The organism is Streptomyces sp. NPDC030143 (assembly GCF_055573695.1).
The window spans coordinates 195,690-216,517 of the sequence record NZ_JBVIAY010000005.1 but is presented as its reverse complement, the minus strand read 5'-3'; the positions used below and the strand labels follow the sequence as shown (position 1 = coordinate 216,517).

The 20,828-nt window shown below is 72.6% G+C and carries 18 protein-coding genes and 1 pseudogene; 9 read left to right on the top strand and 10 right to left on the bottom strand.

What is annotated here, in order from left to right:
- The first annotated feature begins 332 nt into the window (after window positions 1-332).
- Genes egtA through egtD form a run of 4 tightly spaced genes read left to right on the top strand, consistent with a single transcriptional unit; the run spans window position 333 to window position 4,745 of the window.
- Window positions 333-1,637, top strand: coding sequence for an ergothioneine biosynthesis glutamate--cysteine ligase EgtA (egtA, locus tag ACZ4YY_RS11540; RefSeq protein ID WP_468287126.1), 1,305 nt, complete (start codon window positions 333-335; stop codon window positions 1,635-1,637).
- On the top strand, window positions 1,634-2,995 hold the full coding sequence (gene egtB / locus ACZ4YY_RS11535) for an ergothioneine biosynthesis protein EgtB (protein ID WP_468287123.1): 1,362 nt from the start codon (window positions 1,634-1,636) through the stop codon (window positions 2,993-2,995). The genes egtA and egtB overlap by 4 nt, the downstream gene beginning before the upstream one ends.
- Window positions 2,995-3,786: an ergothioneine biosynthesis protein EgtC gene (gene egtC, locus ACZ4YY_RS11530; protein ID WP_468287121.1), complete on the top strand. Its 792-nt coding sequence runs from the start codon at window positions 2,995-2,997 to the stop codon at window positions 3,784-3,786. Before egtB ends, egtC begins: the two co-directional genes overlap by 1 nt.
- Complete coding sequence (gene egtD, locus ACZ4YY_RS11525; RefSeq protein WP_468287118.1) at window positions 3,783-4,745, top strand: L-histidine N(alpha)-methyltransferase; 963 nt, start codon at window positions 3,783-3,785, stop codon at window positions 4,743-4,745. The genes egtC and egtD overlap by 4 nt, the downstream gene beginning before the upstream one ends.
- Window positions 4,746-4,747: 2 nt before the next feature.
- Here egtD and ACZ4YY_RS11520 read toward each other — a convergent pair whose 3' ends face one another.
- Window positions 4,748-6,184, bottom strand: coding sequence for a glycosyl hydrolase family 28-related protein (locus tag ACZ4YY_RS11520; RefSeq protein ID WP_468287115.1), 1,437 nt, complete (start codon window positions 6,182-6,184; stop codon window positions 4,748-4,750).
- Window positions 6,185-6,245: 61 nt separating this feature from the next.
- Here ACZ4YY_RS11520 and ACZ4YY_RS11515 point away from each other — a divergent pair, with 61 nt between their 5' ends.
- Window positions 6,246-6,947, top strand: coding sequence for a CDP-alcohol phosphatidyltransferase family protein (locus ACZ4YY_RS11515; RefSeq protein ID WP_468287112.1), 702 nt, complete (start codon window positions 6,246-6,248; stop codon window positions 6,945-6,947).
- An 18-nt stretch (window positions 6,948-6,965) separates the two neighbouring features.
- Here ACZ4YY_RS11515 and ACZ4YY_RS11510 read toward each other — a convergent pair.
- The 5 genes and pseudogenes from ACZ4YY_RS11510 to ACZ4YY_RS11490 form a co-directional block, all read right to left on the bottom strand.
- Window positions 6,966-7,385 (bottom strand): annotated as a pseudogene (locus ACZ4YY_RS11510) (FAD synthase family protein); the annotation flags it as partial.
- Window positions 7,382-8,929 (bottom strand): fibronectin type III domain-containing protein, encoded by a 1,548-nt coding sequence (locus tag ACZ4YY_RS11505; protein WP_468287109.1) that lies wholly within the window; start codon window positions 8,927-8,929, stop codon window positions 7,382-7,384. The pseudogene ACZ4YY_RS11510 and the gene ACZ4YY_RS11505, both read right to left, overlap by 4 nt.
- 70 nt (window positions 8,930-8,999) lie before the next feature.
- Window positions 9,000-10,454 (bottom strand): oligosaccharide flippase family protein, encoded by a 1,455-nt coding sequence (locus ACZ4YY_RS11500; RefSeq protein ID WP_468287106.1) that lies wholly within the window; start codon window positions 10,452-10,454, stop codon window positions 9,000-9,002.
- An 86-nt stretch (window positions 10,455-10,540) separates the two neighbouring features.
- Window positions 10,541-12,094 carry a P-loop NTPase family protein gene (locus tag ACZ4YY_RS11495; RefSeq protein WP_468287103.1) on the bottom strand — a complete coding sequence of 518 codons (1,554 nt, stop codon included), beginning with the start codon at window positions 12,092-12,094 and terminating at the stop codon, window positions 10,541-10,543.
- Window positions 12,091-13,572: a hypothetical protein gene (locus ACZ4YY_RS11490; RefSeq protein WP_468287100.1), complete on the bottom strand. Its 1,482-nt coding sequence runs from the start codon at window positions 13,570-13,572 to the stop codon at window positions 12,091-12,093. Before ACZ4YY_RS11490 ends, ACZ4YY_RS11495 begins: the two co-directional genes overlap by 4 nt.
- 284 nt (window positions 13,573-13,856) lie before the next feature.
- Here ACZ4YY_RS11490 and ACZ4YY_RS11485 point away from each other — a divergent pair, with 284 nt between their 5' ends.
- A complete protein-coding gene (locus ACZ4YY_RS11485; RefSeq protein ID WP_468287097.1) occupies window positions 13,857-14,837 on the top strand; it encodes an NAD-dependent epimerase/dehydratase family protein in 981 nt (326 codons plus the stop codon).
- A gap of 49 nt (window positions 14,838-14,886) precedes the next feature.
- A complete protein-coding gene (locus ACZ4YY_RS11480; RefSeq protein WP_468287094.1) occupies window positions 14,887-16,086 on the top strand; it encodes a glycosyltransferase family 4 protein in 1,200 nt (399 codons plus the stop codon).
- A 128-nt stretch (window positions 16,087-16,214) separates the two neighbouring features.
- On the opposite strand, the gene ACZ4YY_RS11475 is transcribed toward ACZ4YY_RS11480, so the two are convergent.
- The 3 genes from ACZ4YY_RS11475 to ACZ4YY_RS11465 all read right to left on the bottom strand — a co-directional run bounded on the left by ACZ4YY_RS11475 (window position 16,215) and on the right by ACZ4YY_RS11465 (window position 19,489).
- Window positions 16,215-17,342 carry a glycosyltransferase gene (locus tag ACZ4YY_RS11475; protein ID WP_468287091.1) on the bottom strand — a complete coding sequence of 376 codons (1,128 nt, stop codon included), beginning with the start codon at window positions 17,340-17,342 and terminating at the stop codon, window positions 16,215-16,217.
- Window positions 17,339-17,986: an LbetaH domain-containing protein gene (locus ACZ4YY_RS11470; protein WP_468287089.1), complete on the bottom strand. Its 648-nt coding sequence runs from the start codon at window positions 17,984-17,986 to the stop codon at window positions 17,339-17,341. Before ACZ4YY_RS11470 ends, ACZ4YY_RS11475 begins: the two co-directional genes overlap by 4 nt.
- A 141-nt stretch (window positions 17,987-18,127) precedes the next feature.
- On the bottom strand, window positions 18,128-19,489 hold the full coding sequence (locus ACZ4YY_RS11465; protein ID WP_468287703.1) for a sugar transferase: 1,362 nt from the start codon (window positions 19,487-19,489) through the stop codon (window positions 18,128-18,130).
- Between the two features lie 358 nt (window positions 19,490-19,847).
- On the opposite strand from ACZ4YY_RS11465, the gene ACZ4YY_RS11460 reads away from it, so the two are divergent.
- On the top strand, window positions 19,848-20,063 hold the full coding sequence (locus ACZ4YY_RS11460) for a dodecin (protein WP_468287087.1): 216 nt from the start codon (window positions 19,848-19,850) through the stop codon (window positions 20,061-20,063).
- Window position 20,064: 1 nt separating this feature from the next.
- Here ACZ4YY_RS11460 and ACZ4YY_RS11455 read toward each other — a convergent pair whose 3' ends face one another.
- Window positions 20,065-20,556 (bottom strand): phosphatase domain-containing protein, encoded by a 492-nt coding sequence (locus ACZ4YY_RS11455; protein ID WP_468287084.1) that lies wholly within the window; start codon window positions 20,554-20,556, stop codon window positions 20,065-20,067.
- Between the two features lie 101 nt (window positions 20,557-20,657).
- Between ACZ4YY_RS11455 and rpmF the strand changes: the two genes are divergently transcribed.
- The gene (rpmF, locus tag ACZ4YY_RS11450) at window positions 20,658-20,828 is read left to right on the top strand and encodes a 50S ribosomal protein L32 (protein ID WP_468287081.1); all 171 of its coding nucleotides are present in this window, start codon (window positions 20,658-20,660) and stop codon (window positions 20,826-20,828) included.

Below are 20,828 nucleotides of genomic sequence, written 5' to 3'. Positions count from 1 at the left end.
CTAAAATAATTTCTCCTTTCTTCCCGATACCACACCCCCCCCCCCCTCCCCCCCACCCCCCCCCCCCCCCCCCCCCCCCCCCCGCGCCGGCCGATCTCCCCCGTCGTGCTCATGAACGCATCGTGATCGATGCCGGTCATGCGGTGCAACAGCATTTCCCGGCGGCGCGAACACCCCACGCGTCGGCCGGAACATTGCATTCCTAGTCCTTGATAAGCCGTTTTGTACCCTTGTACGAATCGAGCGAACGGTCTTGGGTGGGACGAGTGATGCCGGTCCGGCCCCACCGACGCCGAACCGGTGGCATGGTGGAATCTCAGGAGGATCCCGACATGTCCGACTCTTCAAGCATCTCGGTGGGCGGCTGTACGGAGCCCCGTACCGCCCTCACCGAGGCCGAGGTCGAAGCCCTCGTCCGCGGCATCTGTTTCAAGACCGGCCCGCCCCGCACCGTCGGGGTGGAGCTCGAATGGCTCGTCCACGAGCTGCGCGAACCGCGGCTCCCCGTGACACCCGAACGACTCGAGGCGGCCTACGCCGCCCTGCGGACCGTGCCTCTCGGCTCGGCCCTCACCGTCGAACCCGGCGGGCAGCTGGAGCTCAGCTCGCGGCCCGCGGCCTCCCTCACGGAATGCGTCACCGCCGTCTCGGCCGACCTGGACGCCGTCCGCGCCGTCCTGCGGGAGCACGGGCTCGCCCTCTCCGGCCTCGGCACGGACCCCTGGCACCCGCCCCGCCGGTTCCTGCGCGAGCCCCGTTACGACGCCATGGAGGCCTGCCTCGACCGCACCGGCCCGGCCGGTAGGGCCATGATGTGCACCTCCGCGTCCGTGCAGGTCTGCCTGGACGCCGGCCACGAGGAGCCGGGCCCGCTGGGGTACGAGCGGCGCTGGTGGATGGCGCACACGCTGGGCGCGGTCCTGGTCGCCGCCTTCGCCAACTCCCCCGTGCTCGGCCGCACCCCCACCGGCTGGCGCTCCACCCGGCAACGGCTGTGGATGGAGATCGGCGCCGGTCGCGCGGGCGCGCCCGTCCCGGACGCCGAGCCGCGCGGGGCCTGGGCCCGGCACGTCCTGGACGCGCCGGTGATGTGCGTACGACGGGACGGCGGCCCCTGGGACGTGCCCGAACGGCTGACGTTGCGCGAGTGGATCAGGACGGGGTCGCCGACCCGGGCGGACCTCGACTACCACATCTCCACCCTGTTCCCGCCGGTGCGCCCGCGCGGCCACCTCGAATTGCGCATGATCGACGCGCAGCCGGGCGAGGACGGCTGGATCGTGCCGCTCGCCGTCACGACCGCCCTGTTCGACGACCCGGAGGCCGCCGAGAGCGCGCACCGAGCGGTGAAACCGCTGGCCGAGCGGGCCCTGTCCCGGCCGGCCCCGCACAACCCGCTGTGGGCCCAGGCGGCCCGCGCCGGACTGACCGATCCCGAACTGCACGAGGCCGCCGTCGCCTGCTTCACGGCGGCGCTGGAGGCCCTGCCCCGGCTCGGCGCCGGCCCCGCGGTCACGGACGCCGTCCGCGTGTTCCTGGACCGCCACGTCCTGCGGGGACGCTGCCCCGCCGACGACCTGCTCGACCGCTTGCGTCACACGGATGGCCGCGCACACGGGAAGGACCCGCGCCCATGACCGACCCCGCCCCCGAGTCCGTCGCGTCCTCCGGGTCCCCCGAGTCCTCCGGGTCCCCCGACGCCGACGCCCTGCGCAAGCGCGCGCTGACCGCGCTGCTCACGGCGCGCGACCGCACCACACTGCTGACCGGCTGCGTCGAGGACCCGGACCTCACCGCCCAGCACTCACCGCTGATGTCGCCCCTGGTGTGGGACCTCGCGCACATCGGCAACCAGGAGGAGCAGTGGCTGCTGCGCGCGGTGGCCGGCCGGGAGGCCATGCGCCCGGAGATCGACGGCCTGTACGACGCCTTCGAGCATCCGCGCGCCGAGCGGCCGTCACTGCCGCTGCTGCCGCCGGCCGAGGCCCGCCGGTACGTGGCGGAGGTCCGCGGCCGGGCCCTGGACGTGCTGGAGGCGGCCGACTTCCACGGCACGCGGCTGACGGAGGCGGGCTTCGCCTTCGGCATGATCGCGCAGCACGAACAGCAGCACGACGAGACGATGTTGATCACCCATCAGCTCCGCAAGGGCCCGCCGGCCCTGACCGCCCCCGACCCCGGCCCGGCACCGCTGTTCACCGGTCCGGCCGAAGTGCTGGTCCCCGGCGGCCCGTTCACCATGGGCACCTCCGGCGAGCCGTGGGCGCTGGACAACGAACGCCCCGCGCACCGGCGCGAGGTGGCGCCCTTCCACATCGACACCACCCCGGTGACCAACGGGGCCTACCAGGCGTTCATCGAGGACGGCGGCTACGACGACGAGCGCTGGTGGACCCCGCAGGGCTGGGCGCACGTCCGGAAGCACTCCCTGCACGCCCCGCTGTTCTGGCACCGCGACGGCCGCCAGTGGCTGCGGCGCCGCTTCGGCGTCACCGAGGTCGTGCCGCCCGAGGAGCCGGTGCTGCACGTGTGCTGGTACGAGGCCGACGCCTACGCCCGCTGGGCCGGGCGCCGGCTGCCCACCGAGGCCGAGTGGGAGAAGGCGGCCCGCTTCGACCCGGCGACCGGCGGCTCGATGCGCTACCCGTGGGGTGACGCCGACCCCGCCCCCGAACACGCCAACCTCGGCCAGCGCCATCTGCGGCCCGCCCCCGCCGGCAGCTACCCGGCCGGCGAGTCCCCGCTCGGCGTACGGCAGTTGATCGGCGACGTGTGGGAGTGGACGGCGAGCGACTTCCTGCCCTATCCGGGGTTCCGGGCGTTCCCGTACGAGGAGTACTCGGAGGTGTTCTTCGGGTCCGCGTACAAGGTGCTGCGTGGCGGGTCGTTCGCGGTCGACCCGGTCGCCTGCCGGGGCACCTTCCGCAACTGGGACCACCCGATCCGGCGGCAGATCTTCTCCGGGTTCCGCACCGCCCGCTCGGAGGCCGTCTGATGTGCCGTCATCTGGCGTACCTTGGGCCGGTCGAACCGCTCGGCCGGCTCCTCGTGGAGCCCGCGCACAGCCTGTACCGCCAGTCGTGGGCCCCGCGGCGGCAGCGGTACGGCACGGTCAACGCCGACGGTTTCGGGGTGGGGTGGTACGCCGAGGGCGATCCGGTGCCGGCGCGCTACCGCCGGGCCGGCCCCGTCTGGGCGGACCTGTCCTTCGCCGACCTGGCCCGGGTGGTGCGCAGCGGCGCGCTGCTGGCGGCCGTACGGGACGCGACGCTGGCGGGCGCGGACGCGGAGGCCGCGGCGGCGCCGTTCGCGGCGGGGACCTGGCTGTTCAGCCACAACGGGGCGGTCAAGGGCTGGCCGGGCTCCCTGGAGGCGCTCGCGCGCTCCCTGCCCGCGGCCGACCTGCTGTCGATGGAGGCCCGCAACGACTCCGCGTTCGTGTGGGCGCTGGTCCTCACCCGGCTGCGCGCCGGGGACACCGCGGGCCAGGCGCTGGCCGACACCGTGCAGGAGCTGGCCGCGGCCGCCCCCGGCTCCCGGCTCAACCTGCTGACCACGGACGGCGCGACGATCACCGCGACCGCCTGGGGCGACACCCTCTGGTACCTGACGGAGCCCGGCCACGGCACGGTCGTGGCCTCCGAGCCGTACGACGACGACCCGCACTGGCAGGAGGTGCCCGACCGCACCCTCCTCACGGCGAACCGCGCCGAGGTCCTGCTCACCCCACTGAAGGACCCGGACGCGGACGCGGCACCCGCCCGACCCGAGGAGACCCGTACGTGAGCCCGTTCCAGATCACCCGCACCCTGCCCGAGGACGCCACGGACGCCGCGCTGCGCGCCGACGTCCTGCACGGCCTCACCGCCACCCCGAAGACGCTGCCGCCGAAGTGGTTCTACGACGCCCACGGCAGCGAGCTGTTCGAGCGGATCACGGAACTGCCCGAGTACTACCCGACCCGTGCCGAGCGCGAGATCCTCGTCGACCGCGCCGGGGAGATCGCCGCCGCGGCCGGTGCCCGTACGCTGGTCGAACTGGGCTCGGGGTCCTCGGAGAAGACACGCCATCTGATCGACGCGCTGACCTCCCTGCGCACCTATGTGCCGGTCGACGTCAGCGAGAGCGCCCTCACCGGGGCCGGGCAGGCCCTGATCGACGCGCACCCGGGCCTGCGCGTGCACGCCCTGATCGCCGACTTCACCGCCCCGCTGACGCTGCCCGACACTCCGGGCCCGCGGCTGCTGGCGTTCCTCGGCGGCACCATCGGCAACCTGCTCCCCCGCGAGCGGGCGGCCTTCCTCGCCTCGGTCCGCGCCCTGCTGGCGCCGGGCGACGCGCTGCTGCTGGGCACGGACCTCGTCAAGGACGCGGGGGTGCTGGTCCGGGCGTACGACGACGCGGCCGGCGTGACGGCGGCGTTCAACCGGAACGTCCTGACCGTCGTCAACCGCGAGCTCGGCGCCGACTTCGACGTCGGCGCCTTCGCGCACGTCGCGCTCTGGGACGCGGGCAACGAGTGGATCGAGATGCGGCTGCGCTCGCGTCACGCGCAGACGGTGAAGATCCCGGCGCTGGACCTCGCCGTCGACTTCGCGGCGGACGAGGAACTGCGCACGGAGGTGTCGGCGAAGTTCCGCGAGGAGGGCGTGCGCTCCGAACTGTCGGCCGCGGGGCTGGAGTTGACGCACTGGTGGACGGACCGGGCGGGACGCTTCGCGCTGTCGCTGAGCGTGGCCCGCTGACCTCAGGGGGCGGATTTCGGGATGATTCCGGGGGGCGTTCCCGCCGGGTCCCGCGCGTCCGCCGGCGGGACCTGACCGGTCGGCGGGGACGGGTCGACGGGCTGGGCCGTCAGCGACCGGTCGGCGGCGGCGCCGGAGCCGTCGAGGCAGTCGACGAAGCTGACGAACCCCGGCCGGCCGGTGCCCTCGGCCACCACGAACTCGCTCGCGGGGTGGCTTCGCAGCAGACACATGTCGTAGCGGACGGCCGTCGGGAGGGTGTCCTGCCCGACGGTCGCCCGGTACTCGTGGCGGCCCACCAACTGGCAGGAGTCGTAACGGATCAACGGGCCGCGCGGCCCCACCGTGTAGCGGTGCGCCCGGACGTCGGCCGAGAAGCCCTTGAAGGCGAGTCCGGTGTCGTCGCAGTCGCTGAAGTGGACGGTGCCGGTCCGCCAGAGGCACTCGATGATCCGCGTGTCCGGGTCGCGCACCTCGAAGCGGATGTCCTCGGCGTGGAAGCGCTGCACCGAGTCGTGGTGCTGCGCCACGGGGAAGCGGAAGAAGGTGCTGGTGGTGCCGTACTCGTCGGAGCGGTACGGGCGGCTGCCGGTGATGATGTACGAGCCGCCCCGGCAGGTGATCGAGCCGCCGTAGGGGAACTCCAGGAAGTTTCCCCACTCGTACTCGACCTTCATGTCGGTGAACCAGTAGTTGAGGAACTGGTCCTGGTCGTTGGGGTCCGTCCGGTGGCGTCGTGACAGGCCCGAGTACAGGAACGCCCTGCGGTAGCTGCCGCCGACCCGGCACGCCTCCCAGCGCATCTCCGAGTTGGTGTCCGTGCCGTCGAGGGCGATCCCGAACTCCCACTCCCCCATCCACTCGCACTCCGAGAACCGGTAGTCCTGGGCCTGTCCGGTGGAGTACGAGCTGAAGAAGGAGGCGCCCGGCGTGGCCGAGCGGAACTGCATGCGCTCGAAGGAGAGGTTCGCCCAGATGTCCTCGTTGCGGCAGAGATAGGAGCCCGGCCCGTCGTCGGGACGGAAGACGAGGGAGGTCATGCGCTTGCCCGCGCCGCTGAAGCGCAGGCCGTTGGCCGCCCGCAGCGGAGCGACGCCGTTCAGCAGCGCGTGGGGACGGGTGATGAGGAACTCGCCGGCCGGGATCTCGATGACCGTGCGCCCGACTCCGCGGGTGACCCGGGACGCCGCGAGCGAGTAGGCGATCTCGAACGCCGCGGTGTCGTCGGTCCGCCCGTCGCCCACCGCTCCGAGGTCACCGACGTTGATCACGAGCGGCAGCCGGGTGGAGGTGCGGCCCCGCCCGCGTCCGGCGGGGCCCGGTGGCGCGGGAGGCCGCTCCGGCCCGACGGCGGCGGACGCGCTGGTCGCGGTCAGGGCCGTCGCCGCGACCACCGACGCCCCGCCACGCAGAAGCTGCCGACGGCTGACACGAGACATCCCGCCTCCCCGTTCTGCCATAATTGCCTTCTTTCCAACGATTTCTCAGTAAAGGAGGGAAATGACCGAGTTTGCCGAGGTGTTCAGACATCTGTCGGCGGCACAGAAGCCCGCGAAGGGGGTCTCGCTCTACACCCGGTTCGTCAACCGTCCGGCCGGCCGGTTCCTGGCGGCGCTGGCCTACCGGGCGGGAGCGACGCCCAATCAGCTGACCGTCCTCGGCGCGCTGTTCACCTTCCCGGCCCTGGCCGCGGTGGCGCTGGTGCCGCCGGGGCCCGGGATGGCGGTCTGCGTCGGCGCGGCCCTGGCCGTGGGGTTCGCGCTGGATTCGGCGGACGGTCAGCTCGCCCGGGGCCAGCGCTCGGGGAGCCCGTCGGGCGAGTGGCTCGACCACGTCCTGGACTGCGTCAAGATCCTCGCCCTCCACCTCGTGGTGCTGGTGTCGTTCTACCGGTTCTTCACGCTGCCCAGCCGGGCCCTGCTGCTGGCGCCGATGGTCTTCCAGCTCGCGGCCGTGGTGATCTTCTTCGCCGGGATCCTGACGGAGAAGCTCTCGCGGCGGACGCCGGGCGAGGCTCCGGCCGGGTCGCCCCCGGCACTGAGGTCGGTCCTGCTCCTGCCGGTCGACTACGGCCTGACCTGCGTGGCCTTCCTATTCCTGGGAAGCCAGCAGGTCTTTCTCACGGTCTACTGCACTCTGCTGGTGGCCCACGTGCTGTTCATGGGCGCCTTCCTGGTGAAGTGGTTCCGGGAGCTGCGCTGAGGGGATCTCCGGCGCCTGGCGTCGGGAGAGCAGTTCCAGCGCGCCGCGCAGCAGCGTGCTGGAGGTGTGCATGGTGTACGGGAAGTAGACGACGTCGACGCCGACCTGCGCGAACCGCCGTTCGTACTCCTCCCACTTGGGCGTGCCCAGCCAGTCGTCGCCCTTGAAGATGACGTGGAAGCCGACCCGCTTCCACGTCCTCAGCTTGTCGACCTCCGACTCCACGACGACGTCGTCGACGTAGCGCACGCTGCGGACGATCTCCAGGCGTTCCTCGATCGGGACCACCGGGGACCGGCCCTTCAGGCGTGCGGTCAGGTCGTCGGAGGTCACACCGGCCACCAGCCGGTCGCAGTGCCGGCGCGCCTCGCGCAGGATGTTGAGGTGTCCGATGTGGAACAGGTCGTAGACGCCGGGCGCGAATCCGATGCGCGTCACTGCGGGTCACCCACCAGTCGGTCCTGGGCCGCCTTCGGCGGCACGGTCACGGTCACGGAGTTGGACTTGGGCGAGGTGTTGGTTCCGTCGGTCACCTCGATCGTGTACAGGTGGGGCCCGGCGGGGACGGTGTCGGTGTACTCCATCTGCGGGCGCTTCCACTCCTTGGAGACCTTCGACTCCCGCGCCACGAGCTTGCCGTCGCGGTAGACCAGGTACGTCAGGGACGCGTCGTCCCGGTCCCAGGAGGCGCGCCAGGTGAGGGTGACCTCGCCGGGGTCGGTGTCGGCGACGGCGAGCGCGGGCACCCTGGGCGCGCCGGTGTCACGGCCGCCGAAGCGGGTCAGCCCCTGCTGCGGCGCGTCGTTGACCCGGGTGAACTCGCCGCCCACCCACAGCACGCCGCGCGAGACGGCCAGGGTGCGGGGGCCCACCTGTTCGCCGAGTCCGCCGTTGGTGTCGGGGAACCAGTGCAGGATCCTACGGTCGTCGAGCGACTGGACGAGCAGGTGCTGCCGGTCGCCGTGCTCCGGGAACCCGCCGGGCGTCTCGTTGCAATTGTGCGAGTGCGAGGCGCTGTAGAGGTTGCCCCGGTACGGCAGGACGGCCTGGGTGGCGCCGAAGCAGGTGTCCTTCCAGACCATGGTGCCGTTGGTGAGCCGGCCCGCGATCCGGCCGTCGAAGATGCCCGGGCCGTGGCCCTCGGCGCCGACGAAGAAGCGGGTCTGGTCGCGCGCGATCGTCTTCACCGACGACTGGCGCGGGAACCATCCGGGGTAGGACAGGACCGTCTTGCCGCTGGTGGGGTGGAGCGTGACCAGCGAGCGGGCCGACTGACCGTTGACCGACTCGAAGTCGCCCCCGACGAAGAGCCTGCCGTGCGAGGGCGCGGCCGCCAGGGCGCGCACCGGCAGGTCGACGTCGGCCCTGAAGGGCAGGACGGCGCCCTTGAGGTCCACGGCGGCGACCCGGTTCCTGGGCTGACCGCCGACCTGGGCGAAGTCACCGCCCAGGTAGACGGCCTTGTCGGTCGTCTCGATGGCCCGGACGGTGGCCGAGACCACCGGCCTGAAGGTCTTGCTCAGCGCGCAGTCGGCGGTGGTGAGGGCGACGGCGTTGGCCACCCGGGTGGATCCGACCTGGGCGAAGGAACCGCCCACGTACAGCACCCGGCCGTCGGGAGAGGCCTTCATGGCCCGCACGGTGTGGTTGTGGCCGGTGAACGTCGGGGCGCAGGGCAGCAGTTTGCCGGTCACGGCGTCGAAGGCGGCGAAGTTGCGCCGCCTTACCTGCTGTTGGCCGGGTGCGGCTCCCGGCGGGCGGACGGCGTCGAAGGACCCTCCGACGTAGACGACACCGTTCGCGGCGGCCATCGACCAGACGATGCCGTCCGTCTGCCAGGTGGCCAGCGGATCGGCGGAGAACGCGGGTGCGCCCTCGGCGGCGGCGGCGAGGGGGGCGTCGAGCAGGGCGACGGTGCAGCACACGAGCGCGGTGGCCGCGACCCTGGCGACCGGTTTCGTACGGCGTTTTCTCAGGTGCAAGGGAGACCCCGGATGACAGTGGTGTGAGGGGAGTGACGCCGTCGAGGGAGGGGTACGACCGTGTCCGGTCTCATGCGGCGCGGCGGCGCAGCACTCCGACCAGTTCGCTCACCCTCAGCGACGTCCGATATCGCCACAAAGTAATACCAAATACACACATTCCCAAAGCCATCCCGACGGCGAGTCCTGACGGAGTGTCACCTCGCGTCACACGGCAGGCGGTCAGCACCGTCCCTACGACCAACCCGGCGGCGAGGGCGTTCACATAACCGCGGTCGACGGTCGTGAAGCCGAGGCGCAGCCGGATGAGGACGGCCGCCGTGAGGTTCTCCACGACGATGGCGGCGCCCCAGGACACCGCCGCGCCGAGAACCCCCCACACCGGCACGGCGAGCAGGCCGACGGTCAGCTGCACCGTGAAGGCGACCGCGGTGACGGCCAGGTGCCAGGAGCTGCGCCCGGCCATGAGAAGCACGGTCTGGGCGTTGCCGACCGAGACGTTGACGAGGGAGGCGGCGCACAGCACCAGCAGCGCGAGGGCACCGTCGGTGAACTCCGGCCCGAACACGGACAGGACGGTGGCGGGGAAGCAGGCGACGAGACCGAACAGCGGCCACGAGAAGAGCACGGTCCAGCAGGTGGAGACGCGGTGCAGCTCGTGTGCCGCGGCGCGCTCGTCGACGGCGAGCAGCCGGCTGAGCTCGGGTGCGACGGCGAGCCGCACGGCGAGCTGGACGAGGGTGCCCGCGGTGACGACACGGCCGATGGCGGTGTACACCCCGGCGTCGCCGGCGGTGGCCAGCGCCGACAGCAGGATGACGCCGACCCACACGGCGCTGATGTCGAAGACGGAGGAGACCGCGCGGGGTGCGGAGAACGCCCAGAAGACCCGTCGCGGCACGGTCTCGCCCTCGCCGCCCCACGGCCCCGGGGGGCGGCCGGCGCGGCAGCGGCGCAGGGAGATCCAGGCGGCGAGGGAGCCGGCCAGCGCGGGCAGCAGCCAGGCCGAGGCGAGCGAGAGGACGCCGGGGGCGTAGAACGCGACGGGGACGGCGATCAGCACGCGCAGCACCGGCTTGCCGATCTGCTCCACGCCGACGAACGGCACCACCGTGCCGTATCCCCGGGTGGCGCCCAGCAGGATCATGCCGACGGTGGCGGCGGGCAGGAAGAGCCCGAAGAGCCGGACCAGGGCGATCGCGTCCGCGGGAGGCATCTGCGGCAGCAGGGCGGTGGCCACCGCCGGGGAGAGCACCAGGGGCACCGCGGCCGCGGTGCCGGCCACGGCCGCCGGCAGGACGGCCGTGCGCAGCAGCGCGTCCACCGAGCGGCCGTCGTTCACGGCCAGGTCGCGCGGCACGAAGCGGACGAGCCCGGTGTCGGCGCCGAGCTTGCAGGTGTTGCTGAGGATGGTGAACAGGGCGACGCCGGTGAAGATCGCGCCGGCCCCCTCGGCCCCGACGGCCCGGGTGATCAGGCCGACGAGGAGGAAGGAGAAGGCGGCGTTCGCGACGGAACCCGCCATCCCCCACCACCCGCCCCGCGCGGTAGCCGCCACCCCGCTCGGGGCGGCGGCCCCCGGGCGGGGGCGGGCGGTCGCTTCGGAGGCGGTCATCGGCGGGAGACGCTGAAGCTGCTGTCCTGCACGGGAAGGTCCATGGACGAGGTGTCGGCGGGAGACGTGGGACCGTACTTCGGGCGGCGGCGCAGCCGCAGGCGCCGGCGCGGGCGACCGGCGTCCAACACGGCCCCGAGCAGGCGTCCGCCGGAGCAGCCGATCAGCTCCTGGATCTGCCGCAGGTCGTCCCGCCGGGTGCGGTCGAGGCCCGCGACCACGACGACGGCGTCGACGCGCTGGGCGACGGCGAGGGCGTCGGCGTGGTTGAGCAGGGGCGCCGCGACGACCACGGTCGACATGTCGGTGTCGGCGGGCACCAGCCGGTTGCGCCGGATCGTGCCGCCGCTCGCGGAGAAGGCGAGACGGCCCTCGACGTCGGCGTCCACGCGGACGCTCCCGGCCGGCAGGAACGCCTCCTCCAGGGTGGGGGCCTCGTACGGCATCAGCGGCAGCCGGGTGGCGAGGCTGATGGTGTCGGGGGCGGTGTCCACCAGCAGGACGTCCGTCCCGTCCTCGGCGAGGGCGGCGCCCAGGTTGGCGGCGACCTCCTCGGCGTCGCCGTCCTGCCGGGGCGAGACCACGAGCACCTGGCCGGTGTCGGCGGTCACGCCGGTCTGGCGGATCCGGAAGGCGAGGGCCCGGTAGGCCTCCGTGCGGGGGCTGTTGATGCGGCCGACCGTCAGCAGCGCCTCGTCCCCTCCGTCGTCGGAGGGCAGGATGCCGAGCACCGGCGCGCGCAGCGCGGACTGGACCTCGCCGACCGAGCGGACGCGGTTGTCCAGTGCGGAGCGCACCCAGGCCAGCACGATGCCGAGGAGGAGTCCGCCGACGAGCCCGAGGGTGATCAGGGTGCGCAGTCCGGGCCCCGCGGGCAGCGTGGGGGCCGTGGCCCGGCGGACCATGTCGCCGCCGCTGGTGTCACGGGACTTGACGTCGAGGGCACGCTTTTGCAGGTTGTAGAGCTGGTTCTGCACGGCGGGCTTCGCCGTCGGCTCCAGCTTGCCCTGGTTCAGACGCTGGTTCAGCACGGCGATCTGCCGGTCCAGGCCCTGGGTGGTGCGCTGCACCATGGAGTCGTTGCGGCTCTTGCGGTCGGCGAGGTAGGCCTCTGCGAACGCGTTGGCGCCGCGCGCCGCGCGTTCGGGGGCGCCGGCGGTGAACTCGAAGCGCAGGACCTGGGACTTGAGCGGGTTGGTGACGCGCAGCCGGGCCCCGAGTGTGGTCGATTCGCCGGCGGGGCGGCCCAGGACGCGCGCCGCGCGCAGGGCGACGGTCGCGCTGGCGGCGATCCGCTGCTCCGTGCTCATGCTGATCTGGTTGTCGGCCGAGACGCCCACCGCGCCGAACGGGTCGGTGGTGGAGCGCACGAGCACTTCGCTGGTGGCGGTGTAGGTGTGGGCGCGCTGCAGGGAGAGGGCCAGCCCACCGAGGACTCCCAGGAGGATGCCCAGCGCGATCAGGACACGGTGGCGCAGGATGCGGCGCAGTTGGTCGCGTAGCTGGTCCGGCTCGTCGTACCGGTCGTCGAAGGGGATGGGGCCGGTCACAGGGGCCCTCCTGTTCCGGAGATCGTTGCGTGACGGATGGGTGCGGTCGGCACCGCCGCTGTGGACAGCCGGGGCGCCCGGGCGGTGCGGGTGCTGATGAGCAGCGGGATGGCCACCAGGAGCGTCAGCGGGCCGGCGATGCCGAGCAGGCTGCCGCGCAGGAAGACCATCTGGTAGAAGGCGAAGGCGGGGACCAGGAGCGCCGCGAGGGTTCCCGGCCGGTCGCGCAGCAGGTGACGTGTGTCGTCCACGCGCCGCCCTGACGCGCCGAGCAGGAGGAACACGACGACCACCGCGAAGGGGCCGGCCCACAGGTAGCTCTCGATCCACAGGGGTGCCGAGAGGTTGAGGAAGTCGTAGCCCGCGTACCGGGCCAGGGCGATGCCGGTGTCCTCGGGTTTCTCCGGCCACATCGAGCGCGGCACCATGAACAGCGGCGGGCCGAGCGCGTCCTGGGGGGAGAACCCGTTGTCCCGGGCGTGGTCGACGCCTGTCTGCACCTGCTGGAAGGCGTCGTAGTCGCCGTTGGCGGTGAACTGGTCGACCAGGGAGACGACGGTGATGTCCTCCCGGTCGCTGTAGCGGAAGTAGTCGCTGTAGGGGAAGACGACCAGGAGCGCGGCGACGAGGGCGGCGGCCGCCGCGCGGAAGACGCGGGGCCGGCAGAACAGGGGCACGGTGAACACCAGCGTCAGCAGGACCGTGCCGACCCAGAACCTCGGCTTGCTGATGGGGTTGTTGACGATCGCGTTCAGCGTGATCAGCACCGGCAGCAGCAGCCAGCGCAGTCCGCGCAGCCAGCGGTCGCCGCCCGGTGCGCGCGATACCTGCAACAGGCCGAGCAGTGCCCAGAACGCGGGCACGGACAGCGACCAGCTGAGCAGGACCTGGAGGAAGCCGTCCTGGGCGTCGGCCATCGCGCCGGCCTCGGTGATGGCCTGGCGGCTGGTGAAGTACGCGCCGAGACGGCCGGGTTGACGGGAGATCAGCAGAAAGGCGAAGGCGAGGGCGAAGCCGCAGAGCGCCACCAGGCGCCAGGGGGCGATACGGCGGGAGAGCACGCGCTCCAGCAGTCCCGGTCCGGCGTCGGGGCGGGCCCGGCGTCGGGCGGCGGCGAGAGCCGCCCCGGCACTGTAGGCGAGGAGCCCGAGTTCCACGACGGCCACGGCCGCGAGGGCGGTGTCCTCGCCGGAGCGGTAGGGCCACGGGTAGACGTCGGTGGCGATCTGGGCCAGCGGTGCCAGGCCGAGCCAGATGTAGGCGAAGACCCAGAAGCCGAAGGCGACGAACCGCACCTCGGGCGCGGTGAGCACACGGGCGAGCGCGGCACCGGCGTGCGCCACGACGACGCACTGCAGGGCGAGCGCGGGCGACAGGCGCACACCGTCCGACTGGAGGATCAGCCCCGGCAGCAGGACGGCCAGCACCACGGCCCAGAGGGAGACCGCAGCCACACTGCGGACGCGAGCGTCCTGCATCCCGACCTCTCTGCCGAGCGAGTTTTCAGGCTGAAACATCACCGAAAGATATATAGCGCCCTTACTCGTCAAACCATCTCAGGCGCGCACAAATCGTTGACTTTCTTTCATGAGCCCTCAAGCAGGGACATCGGGTGATCTTAGCTATCGGCGGCGTGCCTTTTATCTCAAATCATGACAAGTCTGCATAGCTTGTCGCGCAGGTCTCCGCCGGACCGGCGTCACAGGCGGCGGTGGACCGGCTGACCGCACACCAGATCACCGGACCCGCAAGGGAGTTGCGCATGAGCAAGCAGGTCGATGTCGTCGTCGCCGGAGGCGGAGGTTTCATCGGGGGGCATCTCGTGGGCGACCTTCTCGCCCAGGGACTGACCGTCCGCTCCATCGACATCAAGCCCCGGCACGAGTGGTACCAGGTCCACCAGGACGCCGAGAACGTGGTCGCCGACCTGTCGCTCCTGGAGAGCGCGCGGGCGGGCGTCGAGGGCGCCGGGCAGGTGTACATGCTGGCCGCCGACATGGGCGGCATGGGCTTCATCGAGAACAACAAGGCCGCCTGCATGATGTCGGTGCTCACCAGCACCCACATGCTCCGGGCCGCGCACGAGGCGGGTGTCGAGCGGTACTTCTACTCCTCCTCCGCCTGTGTGTACGCCGCCGGCAAGCAGACCGACCCGAACGTCACCGCCCTGCGCGAGGAGGACGCCTACCCGGCGCAGCCGGAGGACGGCTACGGCTGGGAGAAGCTCTTCTCCGAGCGCATGTGCCGCCACTACGCCGAGGACTACGGGTTCGTCACCCGCGTCGCCCGGTACCACAACGTGTACGGCCCCAACGGCACCTGGACCGGCGGCCGGGAGAAGGCGCCGGCGGCGGTGTGCCGGAAGGTGGCCGAGGCGGTCGTCTCCGGCGACCACCGGATCGAGATCTGGGGCGACGGACTGCAGAGCCGTTCGTTCATGTACATCGACGACTGCGTCCACGGCTCACAGATGATCATGAACGGGGACAGCGGGATCCCGGTCAACCTCGGCTCCTCCGAGCTGGTGAGCATCAACCAGCTCGTCGACATCGTCGAGCGGATCGCCGGTGTCCGCTGCGAGCGCACCTACCGGCTGGACGCCCCGCAGGGCGTGCGCGGCCGCAACTCCGACAACGCCCTGATCCGCGAGATCTACCGCTGGGAACCGTCGATCACCCTCGTCGACGGTCTGGAGAAGACCTACGCCTGGGTCTACGACCAGGTCAAGCGCTCCCACCAGTGACGCCCGACCGAGTCCACCGAGGACGCCGAGCACCAGGACACGGAGAACGATGAGGATCCTCGTCCACGACTACAGCGGCCACCCGTTCCAGGTCCAGCTGAGCCGGGAGCTGGCGCGCCGCGGCCACGACGTCGTCCACTCGACGTGCACGGCCTACGTCTCCGGCAAGGGCAACCTCGCCGGAGACACCCCGGGCCTGCGCTTCGCCACCATCGGGGACGGCACCGTCCTGCGGAAGGAGGCCTACTTCCGCAGGCTCCGCCAGGAGACCCTGCTGGGCCTCGAACTGGCCCGGCAGGTGCGGCGCGAGCGACCCGACGTGGCCCTGCTGTCCAACCTGCCCGTTCCGGTGCTGGTCGTGGCGGCGGCCGTGCTGCGGCGCCTGCGCATCCCCTGGGTGCTGTGGCACCAGGACGTCACGGCCGTCGCCCTGAAGAGCTTCGCCGCCGCCGACGTGGCGAAGTCGATGGGCGTCGCCGCCAAGGTGTTCGGGGCGGGCGAGAAGTGGTCGGCGCGGCGGGCCGCGGCCGTCGTGGTGATCGCCGAGTCCTTCGTGCGCATCCACGAGCAGTGGGGCACCGCCGGCAAGGTCACCGTCATCCCCAACTGGGCGCCGTTGGACGAGATCGTGCCGGTGGCCCGGGACAACGCCTGGTCCGCCGAGCACGGCCTGGACGGCGTGCGGACCGTGCTCTACTCCGGCACGCTGGGGCTGAAGCACAACCCGGTCCTGCTGGTGCGGCTGGCCGAGCGGCTGCGGGACCAGGGCACCCCGGTCCGCCTCGTCGTCGTCAACGACGGCCCGGCGGTGCCCGTCCTGCGCAGGGCGGCGGCCGAACGGGGGGTCGATCTGACCCTGCTGCCGTTCCAGCCCTACGAGCGGCTACCCGAGGTGCTGGGCACGGGCGACCTGCTCGTCGTCCTCCTGGCGGCGGACGCCGGCGAGTTCTCCGTCCCGTCGAAGACGCTGTCGTACCTGTGCGCCGGTCGCCCGGTGCTCGGTCTGATGCCCGCCGACAACCTGGCCGCGCAGTTGCTCCGGCAGGCGGGCTCCGCGGTGTTCCCGCCCGAGGAGTCCTCGCTCGACGACGCCTCGGCCTGGGCCCGGGAGATCCTCGCCGACCCGGCGCGCGCCGGGTCGCTGGGCAAGGAGAGCCGTGCGCTGGCCGAGCGGGAGTTCGCCCTGGAGGACTGCGCCTCCCGCTTCGAGAACATCCTGCGGAGGGTGAGCCGCGCATCGGCGCGGTGAGCCCCGCCCCGGTCTGCCGGACGCCCGCGGGGCCCGGGCCGACCGCCGGCAGGCCCCCGAAGGCCCCCCGGGCCCCGCCGCCACGGCGGGGCCCGGGGGGCCGGATCGCTGCCCCGCAACGGCCCCGGTCACGTGCGGCCGGAGCGGTCCCGGTAGACGGTCTCGAGGCGGTCGACGACCGCCCGGATCGAGAAGGTCTCGTCGATCGCGCGACGGCCGGCGGCGGCCATGCGGCGGCGCAGGGGTTCGTCGGCCAGGAGCAGACAGACCGCGTCGGCCAGGGCCTCCGGACTGCCGTCGGTCACCAGGGCCGCCTCCCGGCGCGCCAGTTCGGCCGCGATGCCGCTGCTGTCGGTGCACACCACCGGCGTGCCCTCGGCGAGGGCTTCCAGGACCGTCATGGGGAACGGCTCGTGCACGCTCGGCAGGACGTACACGGCGGCCCTGCGGTAGGCCTCCAGCGCGGCGGAGTGCTCCAGCGCGCCACCGTAGGAGACCACGTCGGTCAGCCCGCGGTCGGTGACGAGGCGTCGCACCGCCGGGAGGGAGCCCTCGTCCGCGCCGTAGAGCGTGAAGCGCGCCTCGGGCATCTCCTTGTGGACCAGGGCGGCCATCTCGACGAACGCCTCGGGACGTTTGCGGGGGTGGAGCCGGGCGAGGAAGATCACCTCGTGCTCGTGGCGCGGCCGGGCGCCCTCCCGTGCGGCGGCGACGCGCAGACCGTTGGGCAGCGGGAGCAGGGGGGGACCGTCCGGGCCCAGCACCTCGGTGAGGGCCTGCCGCTCGAGTTCGGTGAGGACGAGACAGCGGCGCGCCCGGCGCAGCAGGGGCACGTAGAGGCGGTCGAAGACCCGCGCGACGGCACCGGTGCGGGGCTCGACCATGCCGTGCGTCTGGGTGACGAAGGGGGTGCGGCGCAGGCGCGCGACGGCGAGGGCGGCGAGCGAGACGAGGTCCCGACCCACGTGCAGGTGCACGGCGTCGGCGCGCCCCAGGGAACGCCACAGGTCCACCAGCAGCAGGGGGTGCATGAGTCCGAGGCAGCCGCGGCCCGGCACGAGGCGCCATGCCGGACGGGAGACGAAGCGGACGGCACCGAGGCGCCGCGCGGCCTTGTGGCGGCCCCGCCACAGCGACACCAGCGTCACGGAGTGACCGCGGGCGGCGCACTCCTCGAGCTGGGCGAGGGCCACGCTCGTCGGCCCGCCGAAGGCCCCGTCGTCACTGACCAGCGTGACCACGTGGACGAGTCTCATGCCGTGGCCCCCTTCGCCGGTGCGGACGCCGCCGACGGGCCGGTGCCGGGCTTCCCGCCCGCCGTCAGGACCTCGCCCGCGGCGAGGTCCCGGTGGGCGACCGCGCCGGCGCCGACGACCGCGCCCCGGCCGACGGTGACGCCCCGCAGCACCGCGCCGCGGGCCGCGACCCAGCTGCCCGGCTCCAGCCGGACGGGGCCGTTGTCGAACTCGAAGGTGGCGCTGCGGCGGCGGTGGCTGCCCGTGCACAGCAGCGCGCTCTGGGAGACGCAGCAGTCGCTGCCGATGACGACCGGTTCGAGGTTGAGGATCCAGGCGTCCTCGCCGATCCACACGTCGTCGCCGATGTCCAGCTTCCACGGCCAGTGCACGCGCACCCCGCGCCGGATCAGCACGCGCCGCCCGACGCGTGCACCGAAGGCGCGCAGCAGGGGCGGCCGCCAGCGGGCGGGGAACCACCACTTGACGAAGAGCAGGTGCTGGGCGGCGTACCAGGCGGCCTGGACCGGCAGGGGCCGCCCCTTGTCGTACCCGGCGCCGGTGAAGCCGCGCAGGGAGCGCGCCACGACGGGCCGGGGCGTCGTGGCGCCGGCGGAGCCGGCCGGGGGCGGGGCGGCGGGTTGGGCGGCTGTGGTCTGTGCCATGACGGTGTCCCTTCCGAGGGCCCAAGACGTCGACGTCCGCGATCCTTCACGTCCCCGGCGACGGATCATCCGCGATCACGGCGTGTTGACGGCAGTCGTGCCCGGATGGAGGATGCGGCCCCCACGCCGCCGCGCCCCTCCTCAGTAGGCGCCCTGACCGTCCAGCACCGCGCGCAGGGTGCGGGCCATGACGTTCATGTCGCCGGCCAGCGACCAGTTGTCGACGTACCGCAGGTCGAGGGCGACCGTCTCGCGCCAGGACAGGTCCGACCGTCCGCTCACCTGCCACAGGCCGGTCAGGCCCGGTTTGATGCTGAGCCGGCGCAGTTCGGTCCGGTTGTACTTGGCGACCTCCTCGGGCAGTGGGGGGCGCGGACCGACCAGGGACATGTGGCCGCAGAGGATGTTGAACAGCTGGGGCAGCTCGTCCAGGGAGTAGCGGCGCAGGACGCGCCCGACGGCGGTGACGCGGGGGTCCCGGCGCATCTTGAACATGTGTCCGTCGTTCTCGTTGTCCGCCTCCAGTCCGCTCTTCAGCCGGTCGGCGTCGACCACCATCGTGCGGAACTTCCACATGGGGAACGGCGTCACGTTCCGGCCGACCCGGATCTGGCGGTAGAGGATCGGCCCGGGCGAGCCGAACCGGACGGCCAGCGCCAGCACGAGCAGCAGCGGGGAGAGCAGGAGGATCAGCGTCAGGGCGCCCAGCCGGTCCACCAACCCCTTCACCGCGGTGTGGACGCCCCGCTGCGGCGGAGGCGAGATGTGCAGCAGGGTGAGGCCGGCCGCCGACGTCAGACGCACCCGGCGGCGCGCCACCTCGACGATGCCGGGCAGCACCATCAGCGAGCGGCCGTGGTCGTGCAGCGCCCAGGACAGCCGGCGCACCCGCTCGCCGGACATGTGCGGTCCGGGCGCCACGAAGACCAGGGAGGCCGCGAGTTCGTCGGCGGCGCCGAGCACGGCGGCGGTGTCCGCCTCCGGTGCTTCGGGCGCCTCGTAGGGAAGCCGTTCGCACACCGGCACCCCGGAGCGCACCTCGCCGTCGCCCACCGGGCAGGCGCCGACGACGACGTACTCGTGGTCGGTGCGCTGGGCGAGCTGTTCGACGACCGCGTCGACCGCCGGTGCCTCGCCCACGACCAGCACGGGGCGCAGGGCGCGGGCGTCGCGGCGGGCGGCCAGGAGGTGACGGTGGATCATCTTCTGGCAGACGCCGGTGAACACCAGCGCGGGGATGAGCGCCGTGAACGCCTCGGCGGGCACGCTGTCGAGCCCGCAGACCACCCGGAGCGTGGCCAGGGCGCCGACCAGGACCAGCCAGTCCCGCGCGACCGCCCTGAGACCACCCCCGTCACCCCAGGCCTGCGGTGTGTAGCGCTTGCTCGCCACCCCGATCAGGGGCCAGAGCAGGGCCGCTACGGCCGCCAGCCGCAGCGGGTGCGGTTCGTGCACCTCCACGAAAGCCGCCGCGACCGGGAGGGCCGCGGCGAGGAGGTCCACGCTCACCGAGAAGGGGGCGTACCAGCGCGCCCGGCGCTCCTCGCGGTGGACGGGATGGCGCGCCATCGGGACGGGCGCCTGCCGGGACATCGGGATTCTGAACCGCCGCATGGTCTCCTCACCACCCGATCGCAGAGCGCGGGCATGGCTGCGGCCATCACCGACGACAGCAGCCACACCCCGACAACATGATCCTTATATCATCAGATAGATAGGAATATCGGTCTTCGACGCCTCGCGCTCCGTCGCGGCTTGGGGCACGGTGGAGTGACGCGTGGCGTACGCGTGACGCGCCGCAGCCGGAGTCACAGCCGCAGTCGCACGCAGCAGCAGTCGCAGTCGCGAGAGGAGCACCCGCATGTCGAACCACACGTACCGGGTCACGGAGATCGTCGGCACCTCGCCCGAGGGCGTGGATCAGGCGATCCGCAACGGCATCACCCGCGCCTCGCAGACCCTGCGCAACCTGGACTGGTTCGAGGTGACCCAGGTACGGGGTCAGATCGAGAACGGCGACATCGCCCACTGGCAGGTCGGCCTGAAGGTGGGCTTCCGCCTGGAGGAGTCGGACTGACTCAGGTGCGCCCCTCCCGCTCCTGGGCCACCCGGAGGGCGGCCGAGGGGAGCGCCCAGCGCGCCCGTACGACGGTGAAGCCGGCCGCTTCCGCGTCGCCGCACACCAGGTCGTCGTCGTCGACCAACACGCGCACCGCCCGGTCGCGCGCCAGACGGCGCAAAATGTCCAGCTTGGTGCGGCGGGCGGGGCGGCGGTCGCCGTCGCGCCGCATGTACACGCGCCCCTCGGGCAGGCCCTGCCGTTCGAGCCACTCCAGGGTGTCGCGCCGGCAGCGCTCGGGCCGCCCGGTGAGGTAGACGACCTCGCACTCCCGGGCGCTCTCCACGGCCAGCGCGATGCCCTCGGGGATCGGCGGGTCCTGCGGCGCGGCCGCGAAGAAGGCGTCCCAGTCCCGCGGCCTGCGCTCCAGGAACCGCTGACGGTGGGCGGTGTCGGCGAGGGTGTTGTCCAGGTCGAACACGGCGAGCGGCCGCGGGCTGGTCTCGGTCACACCGACCAGCCTAGGCCCGGGCGTCCCGGCCGCCAATTGTTAATGGGATCCATTTTCATGTAGCGTCCTCGGTGCTCACCGGCCCACCGAGGAGGTCCCCCATGGCCGTGCCCAAGCGGAAGATGTCCCGCAGCAACACCCGTCACCGCCGCGCCCGATGGAAGGCGACGACGGCGCAGCTCGTCCCGGTCACCGTCGACGGCGTGCGCCACCTCGTCCCGCAGCACCTGGTGAAGGCCTACGAGCGCGGCCTGCTGCGTCCCGAGGGCTGA